Genomic DNA, 16,045 nt, shown 5'->3' on the forward strand with positions numbered 1-16,045 from the left:
CTACCTATTAAATATACTATCATGAAGCAATTTTCCACTGTATTAAAATCACTGCTCTTTATCTTCCTCTTAACCATACCATACACAAAATCAAACAACGTCAATTTGCCCAATCTTCAAAAAGATGTTTCTGAAAGAAGCTTAGGCAATCCATCTTACGTCGTTGGTCAATATTGGTTTAGGCGCCTTAATAGCAGCAATCAACTTATTGATTTTCCACCAGCATACGATTATTTAACAGAAAAGCTGAACGCCATTCTCGTATATACTAACTTGCAAAATAAGCATATAGAAATAGGCCTACTAAACAACACAATCAGCAATGCTTTTGTCATACCAGGCAATCACTTATTCCTATATTCTGACATTATTCAACTACTTGATACAGAGGAAAAATTACTTGCTTTACTGGCTCATGAAGTTGCACACCTTGATGCAAAACACTACGAAAGACAACAACAAAATTCATTACAAGAACAACAAAAAGTACTCGCACTCATTGGCGCAAGTATCGCCCTCACATTAGCAGGATCCGATATTGAAGCAGGCTCAGCATTGTGGCTTGGCGGCATAGCCAACCATAGCGAAAATGCCCTATCCTATAGTCGCTCCCAAGAACAGGAAGCAGACAGGATTGCTAAACACTATTTAAATCAACTCGGCGTTAATGATTCTGCAATGAACAAGCTATTTCAATCTTTCTCTAAAGCATCTCCAAGAAGAGAACAAAATGAGTTTTTATCAACCCATCCAGTTCCTCAAAATAGAGCAGCGGATGCGCTCTCAACAGAGTCACCAAAGAGCATTTTATTCAAGCAAGAAAGCCATTTATTTAATTATTTCAATGCAACCTTGCTAGTCTATCGGTCATTGCTAAATAAAACCCCTTATACTACACACCAAGAAAACATAAACCCATCTGTAAAACATTATACCGACGCGCTTTATGCTTGGCTAACAGGAAATTTCGAAAACATTAATTCTATGATAAACAGTTTGAACAAAAGCAATCCATTCGAAGCCTACCTAAAAACAAAACTCTACATACAAAACAATGAAGACCATAATGCTCTCACACTAATTCGAGAAAAGTTGTCTCTCAACCCAGAAGATGTGAATTACTTAGTATTATTAGCAGAACTAACCCATTCCAATAAGACGCTCTCTCTTGATAGAAGTTATTATCAATATCAGAAAAAACAAGTAATAGACGCTTTAATTGATCATCACACACATCACCAAAATCTTCCACTAACTCTTGCGCACATAGCTCAAAAGAAATTTCATCAAGGAAAAACACAAGAAGCTCTCGCGCACTTGCAAAGGGCCAAACAATTAGCAAATAAAGATGAGTTAATTGTGATTAGTAAAATACTATTAGATATAACAATTATTATAGAGGCTCAAAAAAAACTAGACTTACCAGATGGTTAACCATAAAAAAGCAGACCTTTGTCTGCTCTTTAAATTATTTTTTGACTTGAAAATCCAACATTCTTTGTAAGGGAGCAAGCGCTTTTCGCCTTAGACCTTCTTCAACATGAATCTCATCAGCCCCATATTTTAATGCGTTTCGAAGCAGTTCCAAACTGTTTAACGCCATCCAAGGACAATGAGCACAACTTCTACAAGATGCACCGGAACCTGCGGTAGGCGCCTCAATAAAAGCTTTATGTGGGGACGCTTGACGCATTTTATAAAAAATCCCCCTGTCTGTAGCAACAATAAACGCGTTATTGCGCATTTCTTTGGACGCATTCAACAACTGAGAGGTCGAACCAACAACATCTGCAATTTCTACAACTGGATCAGGTGATTCAGGATGAACTAAAATTGCAGCATCAGGGTATACTTTTTTTAGATCTAAAATACCTTGAGCTTTAAATTCTTCATGAACGATGCATGCACCATCCCAAAGTATCATATCAGCACCAGTTTGTTTTTGAATGTAAGCACCTAAATGTTGGTCAGGCCCCCAAACAATTTTTTCCCCTTGCTCAACTAAGTAGTCAACCACCTGCAACGCAATGCTGGATGTTACCACCCAATCCGCTCTTGCTTTAACCGCCGCCGATGTATTAGCATAAACTACTACTTTTCGATCTGGATATTGATCGCAAAACTTCGAAAACTCATCAATAGGACAACCAATATCCAGAGAACACGTTGCCTCTAATGTCGGCATAATAACTATTTTGTCAGGGCTTAATATCTTAGATGTCTCACCCATAAATTTAACACCAGCAACAACAAGAGTTGAGGCTGAATGGTTCGCACCAAAGCGAGCCATCTCTAAAGAATCAGCAATAACACCGCCCGTTTCTTCAGCGAGAGACTGAATATCATCATCAGTATAATAGTGAGCAACTAAAACAGCGTCCTTTTCTATCAATAAAGACTTTATCTCTTGTCGCAATGAACCTGAATCAGGAGAAGGATCTTTTATAAGTTGCTCAGCAGAATTGAGATATTCTTGGACAGTTTTTCTTAGTGATGACTTATCAACAACATTAGGCATTTCACAAACCCTATTATCTAATTTGCGGGTACTGACTAAACTATGAAAGAGTATGATTAAAGCAGTATAAAGTGGTGGGTCGTACTGGATTCGAACCAGTGACCAATTGATTAAAAGTCAACTGCTCTACCAACTGAGCTAACGACCCACGGGGTAACGCATAGTATAGAATTACAAAAAAAACACAAGAAATTATTTTATATTAGATAAATAACCCGATGCTAGTTTTGATGTATTTGTATCAGGGTAGCGATCAATAACTTGAGAAAGTAACGACCTTGCTTTCGTTTTCTGGTTGAGTTGATCATAAATAATACCTGATTTATAAAGAGCGTCCGCTTCTTTTGCATGCCCTGAAAAACGTGAAGACACAACAGCAAAGTTTTCAAGTGCTTGCTCTTTATTACCGAGAACAAGTTTTAATTCACCTAACCAGTAATAAGCATTTCCTGTTAACTCATTTCTAGGATATTTACTTGCAAAGGCAGTAAACGCTGCGTCGGCTGCTTTGTAATCCTTCCTACGAACTAAATCATAAGCGGATCGATACACACTCTGAATTTCAGCGGTCGGTTTCTCAATTTGAATAGGTGCAGGCACAATGACTGCATTTGATACTGGGGGGGCAACAACAATATTTGACGGTGTAGACGCCTTTATTGGTTCGGTTATCGATACTGGAGACGGTTTATTCAATAATAAAGTCAGTCTTTTATCCAAATCAATATAACGATCCAATTGACTGCGTTTCATTTTCGAGAGTTCGTGAGATTGCTCTTCAACCTTGCCTCTTAATTGAGAAACTTCAACTTGCAAGCTTTCCAATTGGTATAGAAGATCTGCGGCGGCGGCAGGCGTTAACCCATTATTATCTGCTCCATAAACTAAAGCAGATGGCACTGTCAAAGACAGCACCATTGCAAAAGAGCGAAGCTTAAAAGCATCAATCATGATTATTTTTCGTAACGAATTTCAACACGGCGATTTTGCTTCCAAGAGTTATCATCGTGCCCAAATGCTACAGGTACTTCTTCACCAAAGCTTACAGACTCAACTTGAGAAGCTGCAACACCTTGAATAGTCAAATAACGACTAATTGCTTTAGCGCGACGCTCACCCAATGCCATATTGTATTCTCTAGTCCCACGCTCATCCGCATGACCTTCAAGTACAACACGAGCATCTGGATTGGCAACTAAAAACTGAGCATGTTTAGTTAATGCTTCACGAGACTCAGGACGCACAATTGATTTATCAAAATCAAAGTAAAAGACAGTTTCTACACCATCAAGCATGTCCATACCATTTGCATTTGTGCTTGCAGAATCATCGGCAATAATAACACTTGTCAAAGAACCATCATCACCAGCACCAAAAGCCTGATCTGTAGATTCAGACGTTTCTACAGTTGATGCAGAAGAATCAGTTTCGGAAGCTGTTGTACTACAACCCACGATCCAAGCCGCTGACAAACCAACTACTGCAATTTTACCTAATTTTGTAATACTCATTCTTCACTCCTTTAAGTGATCTATTTGAAATAAGGAGACCAAGCGGGCTCTCTTACTTCACCCGCTGCTGATGGTAACCTATATTTAACCAATCCATCAACGGAAACGACGGATAAAATACCTTTACCATTATGTGTAGTAGCATACATGACCATACTACCGTTCGGAGCAATACTTGGGGACTCATCTAAATACGTCTCCGTTAGTACCTGCACCCGACCCGACCTCATGTCTTGTAATGAAATATTATATTGCCCATTATTCTTTTGAACCGTCACCAAAAAACGACCATCGGGCGTCATCCTTGCCCTAGAGTTCAACTCTCCCTCAAAGGTAATACGCTCAACAGATTTGGTCTGAAGATCCGCGCGGTAGATTTGAGGATTCCCTCCCCGATCCGAAGTAAAAATAATACCCTTACCATCTGGATCCCAGCTTGGTTCTGTATCAATTGAATAATGGTTTGTTACTCTATCTAGCTTTTGTGTAGCAATATCCAGCACATATATCTCTGGATTATCATCTTTCGACAAGACTAATGCTAATTTTTTCCCATCTGGAGACCAAGAAGGAGAGCCATTAAGCCCCTTATACTGAGCAATTTTTTGACGCTTTCCTGTTGCTAATTCTTGAATAAATATATTCGGCCTACGCTCCCGAAACATAACATACGAAATAAAACGCCCATTACTACTCCACGACGGAGACAATATAGGCTCCTTTGACTCAACAATAACCTGAGGATCAAAACCATCAGCATCAGCTACTTGCAATTGAAATGTTGGAGCAGCCTTATCGCCTTCAGCTGTCACATAAAGAATTTTAGTGCTAAATGCTCCACGAACACCAGTTAAAAGCTCGTATACCTTATCACTAATGTAATGCCCCGCGTCTCTAAAGTTACTTTTCTTAACCTTAATACTTTCTCTATTTTGAACATTTTTTTGAGCCAGCACATTAAGCAACTCAAACTCGACTTCATATGTATCACCAGAAAGTAGTTTTACGGACCCTATCAATACATAATCCGCTTTCAATAAACGCCAGTTCCGATAAAAAACATCCTCTTTTTTTGTTGGCTGACTCAACATGACATTTCTTGGTATTGCAGAAAACAAACCACTTCTTTTAAGATCGTTTTCAACAATCTGAGCAATATCAGGTAAAATCTCTGTCCCTTGCCTCCCAAATTTAACCACGGCTATTGGCAACAGTTGATCTGCGCCATTAGTAATTTCGATGACTAATTGAGCACGAGCGAAACTCGAAAACCAAAGAGCACAAAAAAGTAACAATAATGGTATTTTTTTCATTAACGCCTCAAATCCTGTGGATTAAAAATTAAATCAACTTGTCGGAAATTACGCTCAAAAACGTAAGAATCCAAATCTGCTAGCTCCTCGATCCTTTCAACACGCTTTACAGCATCCACTGCCCTTTGATCAAAGAGAGCATCACCGCTTCCTTCAACAATATTAACTTGACTCACTTCCCCTGTAGGTAAAAAGAAGATCTTTAAGAAAGTTTTCATATTATTTCTAGCACTTGGTGGGCGTATCCAAGCTCGAGCCACCCGATCGTTAATCAAGGAACTTAATGACTGAACCATTTGCTGCTCAGCAATGTCTCTCTCTCTTGATTCTTCCTCAGCGAGCGCCTGAAGCATTTGCTGCTCTGCCAGTTTTTTCTGATCCTCTGCTTGCTTACGCCTTAACTCTTCTTGGCGTTTTTTCTCTTCATCTGCCAATCTCGCCGCTTCTTTACGCTTTTTTTCTGCTTCTGCTTTTTTCTTTTGTTCTAATCTTTTTTTCTCTTCAGCTTTTTTTGCCGCCGCTTTCTTCTTCAGTTCTGCTTCTTTTTGTTTTTTGAGTTCTTGAGCTTGCTTTTCTTTTTGCTTTTTCAGTTTAGCTGCCTCTTCTTTTTGCTTTTTCTTAAGCTTGTTATCCGCCTCTATTTTTTCCAGTTTTTTTCTTGCCTCTTCGGCCTTTCTTTTCGCATTTTCTTGCTTTTTCTTAGTAAGCGCCAGTTGCTTTTTCTTCTCTTCTAAAGCGGCACGCTCATTATCACGCTTTTTCTTAGCTTGCTCTTTTTCTTTCTTTGCAACAACAGCTTGTGCTTTTTTAATTTGAGCCTTTTTCTCTTCTTCAATCCGCTTACCAATGACAGTTTGCTTTATATCCACAACCGTCGCTTGAACAATAGGCGCCCTCTTAGGTTTCAATTCTTCTGTCTCCGTAAAATCCCAAGCGAAAACAGCACTCAAAACGATAAGAAGATGCAAAGCCACGGCGAGAACAATAGGTAAAGCATAACTATTATGATTTAACAGCTTCATTACTTTGACTCAGGCTCCGTCACAAGACCAACATTTGGCGCACCTGCCGCCTGCAAAGCCACCATTAAACTAACCACTTCACCATAAGACACACTTTTGTCTCCCCTCACTAAAACAGGAAGAGATGCATTTTGAGTTAATACTTTTCTTACTTTATCCTGCAAATCTTCAAGACTGATAGCATCTTGTGATCCACCAAAATCTAAAAAGTAATTACCTTGGCCATCTATAGATGCAATTAAAACATCTGTATCAGAGTTTTGTATTGGCGTTGCATTTGCATTTGGCAACTCAACATTTACCCCTTGAGTCAACATAGGAGCTGTAATCATAAAAATAACAAGCAGTACGAGCATCACATCAATGTAGGGGACAACATTGATTTCTGACATCGGCCGCTTTTTATTACGTCTCTTTAAGCGAGGCACTACGTAATCCCCCCCTCACGAACATGCACTTTCCTATGAAGAATACTGGCAAATTCATCAGAAAAATTTTCATAACTTGATGATAAAGAATCGGACAATGAAGCAAAACGGTTATAGGAAATAACAGCAGGAATAGCAGCAGCCAAACCAATCGCCGTAGCAATAAGCGCCTCTGCAATCCCAGGAGCAACTGTTGCAAGCGTTGCCTGCTGCACTTCAGCCAAACCAATGAAAGAATGCATAATCCCCCATACAGTCCCGAATAACCCGACATACGGACTGGTTGAACCTACTGTGGCAAGAAACGATAAATGCCTCTCTAACTTCTCTTCCTCTCTAAACATAGCAACCCGCATTGAACGCTGAACCCCTTCCATAACAGCATCAGGGTCGACATTAGACGTTTGTCTTAAACGAGTAAACTCCTTAATTCCGGACGTAAATATATTTTCAATGCCATCAACGGTACGCCCTTCTGTTGTAATTTGACGATATAACTGACTAAGATCCATTCCAGACCAAAACAAATCTTCAAACGCATTTCGAACTTTTTTCGCTTTCCGCAAAACGCGTATTCTTTGAAATATGATAACCCAAGAAACAACGGAAGCCGTCAGCAGCAATAACATTACTAACTGAACAACCAAACTTGCACTTGCAATAAGTCCCCAAACTGACATTCTCTACCTCTATGTTAAATCCGATGGCAATTGATAATTAAAATGCTGGTATGCCTTTTTTGTTACTTGACGACCTCTTGGTGTTCTCATGATAAACCCTTGTTGAATTAAAAAAGGTTCAACTACATCCTCAATCGTATCTCGGTCTTCTCCAATCGCTGCAGCGACATTATCTAGACCTACAGGCCGTCCGTCAAATTTCTCTATCATGGTCAGCATCATACGCCTATCCAAATGATCAAACCCTTGAGAATCAACACTCAACATGTTCAGCGCACGCTCAGCAACCTTTTTAGTCACACATAAATCACCATCCACTTGCGCAAAGTCTCGCACGCGACGCAATAAACGATTCGCAATACGTGGCGTTCCTCTAGAGCGCCTAGCAACCTCAAAACTTCCTGTATCATCCATAGTAATACCTAATTTTTCAGCAGAACGACGAACAATGAAAGTGAGAGATTCTACATCATAAAATTCCAACCTTTGTACTATTCCAAAGCGATCTCTTAATGGAGATGTGAGCGAACCCGCTCTTGTTGTTGCGCCAATTAATGTAAAAGGTGGGATTTCGATTTTAATAGATCTAGCCGCTGGCCCTTCCCCTATCATAATATCTAATTGGTAGTCTTCCATTGCTGGGTACAACACTTCTTCTATTGCAGGGTTTAATCGATGAATCTCATCAATAAAAAGCACATCTCCTTCACCTAAATTAGTAAGTAAAGCAGCTAAATCCCCCGCCCTTTCGAGAACAGGCCCTGACGTGGTTTTAATCTCCACTCCCATTTCATTGGCAATAATATTAGCTAACGTCGTTTTACCAAGACCAGGAGGCCCAAAAATAAGAGAATGATCCAATGCCTCATTCCTCTGCTTTGCTGCCTGTATAAAAATCTCCATTTGCTCACGAACTGCAGACTGACCCACATATTCAGATAACATTTGAGGACGAATAGCACGATCATGGTGAAATTCACCGCCCTTTAACTCACTCGATACAATGCGATCTGACTCAATCATTAATTCGCCTTTTTAAACATATTTTTCAATGCTGCCTTAATTACTTCTTCACTGGTTGCATTTGAAACGGGTATTAAAGCAATTGCTTTAGATGCTTCCTGAGGCTTATAGCCTAATGCAATTAAAGCAGACTCGGCTTCTTGCCTTGGATCAGTTTGAACTTGTTTCAACACTTCAGGCGTAGAAAACAAATCACGCTTAGCCGCTTTACCAAGCTTATCTCTTAATTCCACGATTAAGCGTTCGGCTGTCTTTTTGCCCACACCGGGAATGCCCGTCAAAGCCGTCACATCAGATTCTTGCACGAACCTTACCAATTCATTGGAAGACATACTAGATAAAATAGCCAGAGCCATTTTGGGCCCAATACCATTTACTTTAATCAAAATGCGAAAGAGCGCTCTCTCTTCTCTATCGATAAAGGCGTATAAAGAGTGCGCATCTTCTTTGACTTGATAATGAGTAAACAACACCACATTTTCACCAATCGCTGGCAACTCATAGAAGGTCGTCATGGAAGCACTTAATTCATACCCAACACCACCAACATCAAGCATCAAATCCGGTGGCATTTTCTCTATTAATTTTCCAACTAAACGACCAATCACTTCATTTTCCTTACATCTGATTCAGTCCAGCGTTTCCCTGAACTTCTCGCAGCACGTTTACCAACACCATATTCTAACCCAGCGGCCGTTCTTGTATGAGCATGACACAATGCAATAGCAAGAGCATCTGCTGCATCGACTTGAGGAGGACTATCTAATGACAACAGAAGTTGAACCATTTGCTGAACCTGCCTCTTTTCCGCTGCGCCATTACCAACAACAGATTGCTTTATACGCTTAGCTGAGTATTCATATACAAAAAGCTCATTTAAGGCCGCAGCAACAATCGCCGCGCCACGAGCCTGACCAAGCTTTAATGCAGAGTTCGCATTCTTTGCCAAAAAGACTTCTTCTATTGCAAATTCATTCGGCTGATACTCAGCGAAAAGTGTTTGCACGTTGAGATAAATATTCTTTAACCTTATAGAAAGCGCTTCATCAGGAAGCCTTATACAACCACTTGTTACGTATTTTATTTTACTTCTATCATCCACATCAATGACACCAAAGCCCGTTATTCTTGAGCCAGGGTCGATGGCCAAAATACGCGTCGACACACTACCACCTTCCAATCTAAAAACTGTATATTTTAACAGTATTTCACTTAATCATTAATCATAATTAAAAAAGGCCGCAGTAAGCGACCTTTTTTATGATTTCTTTACAATTAATGCAAATAAAATAATATTAATAACATTTCATCTAACAACATCAATTTTATTCAACAACAGGCTTACGAACGCGAATACTCAACTCTTTTAGTTGCTTTTCACTTACATCACCAGGCGCTTGAGTTAACAAACACGTTGCACTTTGTGTTTTAGGGAACGCAATGACCTCACGAATAGATTGAGAGTCTGTCATTAACATCACAAGACGATCTAAGCCAAATGCCAAGCCACCGTGAGTTGGAGCACCATATTTCAGAGCATCCAATAGGAAGCCAAACTTCTCTTCTTGCTCTTCAGATGAAATGTTCAACAGCTCAAATACTACCTCCTGCATATCGCCTTTATGAATACGAATTGAACCACCACCTAACTCCGTACCATTTAAAACCATATCGTATGCTTGAGATAGCGCCGTTAGTGGATTCGCCTTAAGTTCTTCTGCGGAACAAGATGGCGCTGTGAATGGGTGGTGAATTGCAGTAATGCCACCATCAGACGTCTCTTCAAACATTGGAAAATCAACAACCCAAAGAGGAGCCCATTTCGCTGTATATAAATCAAGATCTTCACCGATTTTACAACGTAGAGCGCCTAACGCTTCATTCACTACTTTTGCAGAATCTGCACCGAAGAAAATCAAATCGCCATCTTGTGCGTCAAGTCGATCAAGCAATTGCTGACGCACTTCGATCGGTAAAAACTTAACAATTGGAGACTGCAAGCCCTCCTCTAGATTAGACTTATCGTTTACCTTGATATAAGCCAGACCTTTCGCACCATAAATACCAACAAACTTAGTATATTCATCAATTTGTTTACGGGTTAGCGCATTTCCACCCGGCACTTTTAATGCAGCAACACGGCCTTTTTCATCTTTAGCAGGGCCAGAGAATACTTTAAAATCAACATCTGTCATCAAATCAGAAACAGTAACAATCGTTAATGGGATACGTAAATCTGGCTTATCTGAACCGTATGCTTCCATTGCTTCAGAATAAGGCATACGAGGGAAGGTACCCAAATCAACACCCATGAGCTCTTTGAACATGCCAGTAATCATAGATTCCGCCATCTGCATTATTTCTTCTTCTGTCATGAATGACGCTTCAATATCAACCTGTGTAAATTCTGGTTGACGATCTGCACGTAAATCCTCATCACGGAAACATTTTGCAATTTGATAATAACGATCAAAACCCGAAACCATCAACAGCTGCTTAAATAACTGCGGCGATTGAGGTAACGCAAAGAAATTGCCTTGCTGAGTACGACTTGGCACCAAGTAATCACGCGCACCTTCAGGTGTTGCTCTCGTTAAAATAGGCGTTTCAATATCTAAGAAGCCATTATCGTCAAGATAACGACGCAATACTGATGTTACCTTTGAGCGGAAACGTAATTTTTGTTGAACTTCAGGACGACGCAAATCGATAAAGCGATTTTTCAAGCGAACATCTTCACCAACAGATTGATGTTCATCCAACTGAAAAGGAGGCGTAACGGATGCGTTTAGAACGTCTAACTCAAGCCCTAAAATCTCAATTTCACCAGTAGACATGTTCGGATTAACGGTACCTTCAGGGCGAGCACGCACTTTCCCCGTCAATTTAACAACATATTCATTACGAACACTGTCTGCTAGAGCAAAGCTTTCTGCACGGTCAGGATCGAAAACAACCTGTGTAATACCTTCACGATCACGAACATCAAGAAAAATAACGCCCCCATGATCACGCCTACGGTGAACCCAGCCACATAAAGTGACTTCTTGAGAAACGTTTGTAGCATTTAATTCGCCGCAATAATGGCTGCGCATAATATTTATATCCTGTTACTGGCTCAGTAAAAGCGTTTATTAATGCCTAAAAATTCGATTTTTACAGGTTACTGAGGACATTTAAACAGTAAAATCGATTTGATGCTGTCACTTTTAGGCTGTGCAAATTTTAAAAGTCCCGCATTATAAGCGAACAAGCGAGTTCACTCTAGAGGACGAAGGAAAAAATCAATGTCCTTTATGAATTTAGACGTTTGTTGATGAATTTGTATTCGCTTCTACACAATAACAGTGTCAAATGATTGCCCCAAATACGGTAAAAAAACAAACATTATCTCAATATTCATAAGCAATACTCAATCTCATACATTTTGTGAGTATGAATCGCATTCAGTTCGATCTCGTCGCCCTCTTCTTTCCCTAAAAGACTATTCCCCATAGGAGACGTCATTGAAAGCAGCATTATAGACACGCCATCACAAACAAGGTTCGTTCCACCAGCAACAGGACTGATAAAGAAATGAATCGTCTCATCATCTTGATTCAGTAACGCAACTAAACTTCCAACACGAATTAGAGAGTGATTTTCTTTATACACAGCCATTTCCTTGGAGAATACAGAGACGTCATTTTCACACTCAATAACACGTTGAGACTGCCCATGCGCTAAGTAAGAGGCTTCTAATCCAAACGTATCGTACTTATTTTCTGCAATGGTTTCTTGACTTGTAGCTTGTTCATACGCCTGCAAAGCCGCTTTTCTAGCCATTTCCATACGTTCATCAAGACACCATTTAATACATTCAAGCACACGTTCTTTTTTTAACATAGATATCAACTTTTCAAGGCTTGAGTTCACAACAAGAATACAAAGCAGCCTATTTAAAATAAAAATGGCGCAAAAAGCGCCACTAAATAAATTCAATTATTTTAATAGAAGCCTAGTGATGATGACCGCCTTCTCCATGGACATGCCCATGATCTAACTCCTCTTGAGTCGCTTCACGAACATCCATAATTTCAACTTCAAAATTCAATGTCTTTCCAGCCAAAGGATGATTACCATCTAGGGTTACACCTTCTTCACCAACAGCAATAACCGTTACAGGTTGCTCACCGCCTGGAGTTTGAGCCATGAACTGCATGCCGATCTCTATAACATCAACATCTTGAAAATTATCACGTGGCACTTCTTGAACCATTTCTGAATAAACAGGGCCATAAGCTTCTTCAGGGGAAACAGAAACAGACTCTTTATCACCAACTTGCTTCCCTTGAAGTGCTTTATCAAGACCATCTATAATATTTTGAGCACCACTCAAAAAAACCAACGGCTCTTGACCAATTGAAGAATCCAGCTCCGTACCTTCTTCATCAACCAAGGTATAGTGCATACTGACTACAGTATTTAACGCTATTTGCATTGTAACTTCCTTACTTTCATTTGTAGATATGAGGAACGAAACTTTCATTCAGTAAAAGCCGCCCAAACCTGTGAGACTTCACGTACCTTGTTAGATAATTGAACATATAATAGCTGTCAATTTTTTCGAAAACTACCTTAAAACACGATTTTCCATTTTGATTTAGTTAAAAAATACGTCTTTTTTCTCTAAAACTCTGGTTTCTCAATACTGATAAAATGCTCAAATAAAAATCCCAGCTTACACTGGGATTTTTTACGAACTTACATTAATTCAATAATACCTAATCACATCACTTTTCTTAACGCTACAATCGTACTTGCTCAATAATACTACTAACAAGATCATCAAGCTTGCTTTCAACCTTATGAGAGTCTGACAATGACTCATCACCAATCAACACAATCAAACCCGTTTGTTTCAAAAGAGCAACTTCAGCCGCTGTGGCGTTTGCTTTAATGATAGAAACAATGCCATTTTTAAGAAGCACATGTTCAATTGAATCAGATTGCTCTAAAGCACTTTTAGACAATGATATAACCGCTGGTTTTTGTCCTAATCTCGCCGCTCTATCTTCTGCCGTTACAACAGTATCTGCGTCTAGATCAGCAGCAACGTCTTCTACCATTGCAGCGCCAACGGTTACATTAGTTAGTCGATCTATAACAACAATTGAGCCTGTATAACGGCTATCAACATAAGAATCGAACGCAACAGGAGCATCAAACTGAATAACACATTCAGCAATGCCGTTTAGCTCTAGTTGATCAATATTACTTTTCTCTAACGTATTAACATCCACCCTATGCTCGAAATGATGGACCTTACCGGGAACCGATTGAGTACCGACTTTGAAATTATAAAGCTTGCCTGGAATAAGGGGGTGTTCAGCCATCCACACAATAGAGGCCCTTAAACTCGCAGCCATCAAAGGTTCATCACCTTTATGAGCCAACATATCCCCACGACTCACATCAATTTCATCTTCTAAGGTAATGGTTACGGCTTGCCCAGACTTGGCGACTTCAAGGTTACCATCATAAGTAACAATCGCTTTTACTTTACTGGATTTACCAGAAGGTAAAGCAATAATTTCATCACCTTGTCTCACTAATCCGGAAGCAATCGTTCCAGAGAAACCTCTAAAATCTAGATTCGGGCGATTAACGTACTGAACTGGGAACCTAAAAGCATCACGCTTAACGTCTCGATTAATTTTCACATTCTCAAGTATCGACATTAGAGAATCGCCTTTGTACCAAGGCGTATGCTCAGATATGTTGACAACATTATCACCTTGTAATGCCGATAAAGGAACAAAGTTAATATCACCTACTGCACGACCACCAAGCTGGCCATTAAATGCCATATAGTCCGTTTTAATCTCGTTAAATCGGTCTTCTGAAAAATCAACTAAATCCATTTTATTGACAGCAATAACTAAATGCTTAATACCAAGAAGAGCAGCAATATAACTGTGACGCTTAGTTTGTGTTTGAACACCGTATCGAGCATCAATCAAAATAATAGCAAGATCCGAAGTCGAAGCACCTGTTGCCATATTTCTTGTATATTGCTCATGCCCAGGAGTATCGGCAATAATAAATTTACGCTTTTCAGTAGAAAAATAACGATAAGCCACATCAATAGTGATTCCTTGTTCGCGCTCAGCCTGCAAACCATCAACCAATAAAGCTAAATCGATTTCTTCACCTTGTGTCCCTGATTTTTTACTGTCACGTTTAACCGCTTCCATATGATCTTCAAAAATCAATTTCGAGTCATGCAGCAAACGCCCAATAAGCGTACTTTTTCCATCATCAACATTTCCACACGTTAACAAACGTAACATGTCTTTTTCTTCATGCTGCTTTAAATAGCTTAATATATCTTGGTTTATCAATTCTGATTGATGAGACATTTTTTACTCCGAAACCTTACATTCAATACTCTCCCATGGAAATACCCCTACTTTGCTATAACACCTATTCATAAAAACAAAGTAGAGCAGGAGACATGTTTTGTTAACTAGAAATAACCCTGCTTTTTCTTCTCTTCCATCGAGCCAGAAGAATCGTGATCTATCATACGACCCTGACGCTCAGAGCTTTTAGTCAGCAACATTTCTTGGATAACTTCTGGTAACGTACTTGCTTCAGACTCTACCGCTCCGGTAAGCGGGTAACATCCTAATGTCCTAAAGCGCACAGATTTCATCATCGGCACTTCGTTTTCTTTTAGCGGCATACGTTCATCATCAACCATGATTAACGTACCATCACGTTCTACTACCGGGCGCTTTTCAGAGAAATACAAAGGAACAATATCAATGTTCTCTAAGTATATGTACTGCCAAATATCCAGCTCAGTCCAGTTAGATAAAGGAAAGACTCGAATACTTTCTCCCTTATTTATTTTTCCGTTATAGATATTCCATAACTCAGGACGCTGATTCTTTGGGTCCCAACGGTGCTGTTTATCACGAAACGAATAGACTCTTTCTTTCGCCCGTGATTTTTCTTCATCACGACGAGCACCACCAAAAGCAGCATCAAAACCATATTGATCCAAAGCCTGCTTTAACCCCTGGGTCTTCATCACATCAGTATGCTTGGAGCTACCATGAGTAAATGGGCCGATGCCCTGGGCGATTCCTTCTGGGTTCTGATGGACCAAAAGCTCCAAGCCTAGCTTGGACATCAACTCATCACGAAACTTGATCATTTCCTTGAATTTCCAGCCGGTATCGACGTGCAATAAAGGAAATGGTGGTTTTCCAGGATAAAATGCTTTCATAGCAAGATGTAGCATAACCGCTGAATCTTTACCTATTGAATAAAGCATGACTGGATTATCAAATTCCGCTGCAACTTCACGAATAATGTGAATACTCTCAGCTTCAAGTTGTTTCAAGTGAGTGAGTCTAGCCTCTGTGGTCATAATATTGTGTCTCAATAAAAGTCGTATCCGTTTGGTTTATCTCTATTTATACCAACCATAACATACCATTAAGTTATTAAAAAAATAAAATTAAGATCTTAAAGGAATATATATATTAGAGTTTTACTGT

At 39.6% G+C, this 16,045-nt stretch carries 16 protein-coding genes and 1 tRNA gene; 1 reads left to right on the forward strand and 16 read right to left on the reverse strand.

The window, feature by feature from the left end:
• Positions 1–21: 21 nt before the first annotated feature.
• A complete protein-coding gene (locus ACMUMJ_RS09375) occupies positions 22–1,434 on the forward strand; it encodes a M48 family metalloprotease (protein ID WP_414678575.1) in 1,413 nt (470 codons plus the stop codon).
• A 34-nt stretch (positions 1,435–1,468) separates the two neighbouring features.
• Here ACMUMJ_RS09375 and nadA read toward each other — a convergent pair whose 3' ends face one another.
• The 16 genes from nadA to cysD form a co-directional block, all read right to left on the reverse strand.
• A complete protein-coding gene (nadA, locus tag ACMUMJ_RS09380; protein ID WP_414678576.1) occupies positions 1,469–2,518 on the reverse strand; it encodes a quinolinate synthase NadA in 1,050 nt (349 codons plus the stop codon).
• A gap of 72 nt (positions 2,519–2,590) precedes the next feature.
• A tRNA-Lys gene (locus ACMUMJ_RS09385) sits at positions 2,591–2,666 on the reverse strand.
• 44 nt (positions 2,667–2,710) lie between these two features.
• Positions 2,711–3,469, reverse strand: a complete 759-nt coding sequence (gene ybgF / locus ACMUMJ_RS09390; protein ID WP_414678577.1) for a tol-pal system protein YbgF — start codon at positions 3,467–3,469, stop codon at positions 2,711–2,713.
• A 2-nt stretch (positions 3,470–3,471) separates the two neighbouring features.
• Positions 3,472–4,029, reverse strand: coding sequence for a peptidoglycan-associated lipoprotein Pal (gene pal, locus ACMUMJ_RS09395; RefSeq protein WP_414678578.1), 558 nt, complete (start codon positions 4,027–4,029; stop codon positions 3,472–3,474).
• A gap of 20 nt (positions 4,030–4,049) precedes the next feature.
• Positions 4,050–5,342 carry a Tol-Pal system beta propeller repeat protein TolB gene (gene tolB / locus ACMUMJ_RS09400; RefSeq protein ID WP_414678579.1) on the reverse strand — a complete coding sequence of 431 codons (1,293 nt, stop codon included), beginning with the start codon at positions 5,340–5,342 and terminating at the stop codon, positions 4,050–4,052.
• The gene (gene tolA / locus ACMUMJ_RS09405; protein ID WP_414678580.1) at positions 5,342–6,364 is read right to left on the reverse strand and encodes a cell envelope integrity protein TolA; all 1,023 of its coding nucleotides are present in this window, start codon (positions 6,362–6,364) and stop codon (positions 5,342–5,344) included. The genes tolB and tolA overlap by 1 nt, the downstream gene beginning before the upstream one ends.
• Positions 6,364–6,756: a protein TolR gene (gene tolR, locus ACMUMJ_RS09410; RefSeq protein WP_414678581.1), complete on the reverse strand. Its 393-nt coding sequence runs from the start codon at positions 6,754–6,756 to the stop codon at positions 6,364–6,366. The genes tolA and tolR overlap by 1 nt, the downstream gene beginning before the upstream one ends.
• A gap of 35 nt (positions 6,757–6,791) precedes the next feature.
• The gene (gene tolQ, locus ACMUMJ_RS09415) at positions 6,792–7,472 is read right to left on the reverse strand and encodes a protein TolQ (RefSeq protein WP_414678582.1); all 681 of its coding nucleotides are present in this window, start codon (positions 7,470–7,472) and stop codon (positions 6,792–6,794) included.
• A 9-nt stretch (positions 7,473–7,481) separates the two neighbouring features.
• Positions 7,482–8,495: a Holliday junction branch migration DNA helicase RuvB gene (gene ruvB / locus ACMUMJ_RS09420; RefSeq protein WP_414678583.1), complete on the reverse strand. Its 1,014-nt coding sequence runs from the start codon at positions 8,493–8,495 to the stop codon at positions 7,482–7,484.
• A complete protein-coding gene (gene ruvA / locus ACMUMJ_RS09425) occupies positions 8,495–9,103 on the reverse strand; it encodes a Holliday junction branch migration protein RuvA (protein ID WP_414678584.1) in 609 nt (202 codons plus the stop codon). The genes ruvB and ruvA overlap by 1 nt, the downstream gene beginning before the upstream one ends.
• Entirely contained in the window at positions 9,100–9,660 is a 561-nt protein-coding gene (gene ruvC, locus ACMUMJ_RS09430; RefSeq protein ID WP_414678585.1) for a crossover junction endodeoxyribonuclease RuvC, read from the reverse strand. Before ruvC ends, ruvA begins: the two co-directional genes overlap by 4 nt.
• 160 nt (positions 9,661–9,820) lie before the next feature.
• Entirely contained in the window at positions 9,821–11,590 is a 1,770-nt protein-coding gene (gene aspS, locus ACMUMJ_RS09435; RefSeq protein WP_414678586.1) for an aspartate--tRNA ligase, read from the reverse strand.
• A gap of 304 nt (positions 11,591–11,894) precedes the next feature.
• Positions 11,895–12,380, reverse strand: coding sequence for a GreA/GreB family elongation factor (locus tag ACMUMJ_RS09440; RefSeq protein WP_414678587.1), 486 nt, complete (start codon positions 12,378–12,380; stop codon positions 11,895–11,897).
• Positions 12,381–12,492: 112 nt separating this feature from the next.
• A complete protein-coding gene (locus ACMUMJ_RS09445) occupies positions 12,493–12,975 on the reverse strand; it encodes an FKBP-type peptidyl-prolyl cis-trans isomerase (RefSeq protein ID WP_414678588.1) in 483 nt (160 codons plus the stop codon).
• 307 nt (positions 12,976–13,282) lie between these two features.
• Positions 13,283–14,896 (reverse strand): sulfate adenylyltransferase subunit CysN, encoded by a 1,614-nt coding sequence (cysN, locus tag ACMUMJ_RS09450; RefSeq protein ID WP_414678589.1) that lies wholly within the window; start codon positions 14,894–14,896, stop codon positions 13,283–13,285.
• Positions 14,897–15,003: 107 nt separating this feature from the next.
• On the reverse strand, positions 15,004–15,915 hold the full coding sequence (gene cysD, locus ACMUMJ_RS09455) for a sulfate adenylyltransferase subunit CysD (protein ID WP_414678590.1): 912 nt from the start codon (positions 15,913–15,915) through the stop codon (positions 15,004–15,006).
• Positions 15,916–16,045 lie beyond the last annotated feature (130 nt).

It is taken from the genome of Marinomonas phycocola, assembly GCF_047525455.1.
Lineage (GTDB): Bacteria > Pseudomonadota > Gammaproteobacteria > Pseudomonadales > Marinomonadaceae > Marinomonas.